General features: G+C 64.1%; 2 protein-coding genes and 1 pseudogene. All 3 read left to right on the plus strand.

Features of this window, described 5'->3' with window-relative positions; all coding sequences use genetic code 11:
* Nucleotides 1–1,041, plus strand: a pseudogene (locus tag JCM25156_RS25015) (hypothetical protein); the annotation flags it as partial.
* Nucleotides 957–1,388 carry a hypothetical protein gene (locus JCM25156_RS15085; RefSeq protein WP_025813733.1) on the plus strand — a complete coding sequence of 144 codons (432 nt, stop codon included), beginning with the start codon at nucleotides 957–959 and terminating at the stop codon, nucleotides 1,386–1,388. The pseudogene JCM25156_RS25015 and the gene JCM25156_RS15085, both read left to right, overlap by 85 nt.
* Nucleotides 1,389–1,402: 14 nt before the next feature.
* A complete protein-coding gene (locus JCM25156_RS15090) occupies nucleotides 1,403–1,714 on the plus strand; it encodes a hypothetical protein (protein WP_025813734.1) in 312 nt (103 codons plus the stop codon).
* Nucleotides 1,715–1,958: the final 244 nt, after the last annotated feature.

Consider the following 1,958-nt stretch of genomic DNA (forward strand, 5'->3'; position numbering starts at 1 on the left):
CCAGCGACCGCCGCCTTCACCGGTATTGACGGCGCCACGCGCACCGGCATGTACGCGCTGCGCGGGCAGGGCTGCGCAATCGGGATGCTGCATGGGGTGAGTGACGCCACATCATGGACCACGCAGGCCGCTTTCGGGCTGGAGGAAGGAATGTACATGATCGCCTGCACTCTGGCGGGCGACACGATCGCCAATGCGGCGGCGCAGAAGGCCGCGGCGGGTCTGGACTGCTATGGCGTGAAGCTCATGCTGGGTGACTGGCTGTGGTGGGACGATGACACCAATGGCGACATGCTGGTGCCGCCGCAGGCTTTCGCCGCCGGGATTCTGGGCGGGCTTTCCCCCGAACAGTCGAGCCTGAACCGGCAGCTTTACGGTGTGATCGGTAGCCAGAAGGCGGGTCTGGTTTCCAGCGGGCAGGCCGCGACCTATTCCACCGCCGAGCTTTCAGCCCTGTTCGCCGCCGGAATCGACGTGGTGTGCAACCCGGTGCCTGGCGGGGCCTACTGGGCCGTGCGTGGGGGGATCAACACATCCTCCAGCGCCGACACCAGTGATGACAGTTACACCCGCCTGACCAACTATATTTCCGAAACCATCAACGCGGGCATGGGCGCGTTCGTAGGCGTCGTGATCACGCCCACCCTGTTTGGTGATATCCGCGCCGTGCTGCTGGGCACGCTGTCCAACATGGTCACTTCCGGCATTCTGGGGGCCAGCACGGATTACGCCGTGGTGTGCGACACGTCCAACAACCCGCAGTCGCGCACGGCGCTGGGTTATGTCCGCGCGGATGTGCAGGTGCGCTACCAGGCATCAACCGCTTCTTCGTCGTCAACCTTCAGGGCGGGGCGAGTGTCACGGTCAGCACCGATACACCGACGGCCTGACACCTTTTTTCCAGTCTGTTCCTGTTACGGGCGGCCCGAGGGCCGCCCTTTTTTATGGAGACGTGAATGTCCGCCAAACCCTTCAATATCGGTCGCGACTGCCGGGTGGTTCTGGTCTATGACGGCAGCCGCATCGACCTACCCACCGTAACGGGTTTCAGCGCGCAGCAGCGCACCAGTTCGCTTTCCTCCAGCCCGCTCAATGACATGCCGCTGTTCTATGACGTCCCCAACGGGTGGAACGGGCATTTCAGCTTCCAGCGCGACAGTTCGGGAGCGGATGACCTGTTTTCCGCCATTGAAAACGGCTTCTGGGCGGCGGGTACCGTGGTGCTGGGCAGTATCTACCAGTACGTGACGGAATGCGATGGCTCGCTCAGCACGTTCGAATTCATCGGCGCCTCGATCCAGCTTGCCGATGCGGGGCACTACCAGTCCGAAATGCTGGTGACCCAGACCATCAGCTTCAACGCCCGCGCACGCAACCGCATTTCCTGATCGGGAGGTTCGACATGACGGAACAGACCGTAAAAACCGCCGATGGCCGGACCATAACCTACCGTGAGCGCGGGCCGGGCGATGTGCTGGCGCTGCTGGAGCTTGGCCCGGCGGCACCATCCACCGCGTGGCTGGAATATGCGCTCATGGTCTCCTCGGTCGAGGCAATCGACGCCGTGCCCGTCATCCGCCCGCAGACGCGCCTACAGCTTGAACAGCTTGCCAACCAGATCGGCAATGCGGGGATCGAGGCCCTGTCCACCGCGCTGTTCGGCACGGACGGGCCGGACAGGGCCGGGGCGGAAAGGGCAGCCGCAAAAAACTGAGCAGGCATCCCGTCCTGATCGAGGTCGCGGCCCTGATCAGGAACGGGGTGCCGTGGGATGTCGCCATGGCCATGCCGCGCGTGCGGCGCATGGCGTTTCTTGTCGCCTTTGGTGAGCTTGCGGGCGGGCGATATGACTGGAACACGCAACAATGGGAACACCCTGATGGCTGAATCCCGCCACCCGGCTGCAACCCTTGCCACGCTGGCCCGCATTGTGGCGGGGGCAGGGCGGGGCATGGGCG

This window comes from Komagataeibacter kakiaceti JCM 25156 (genome assembly GCF_000613305.1).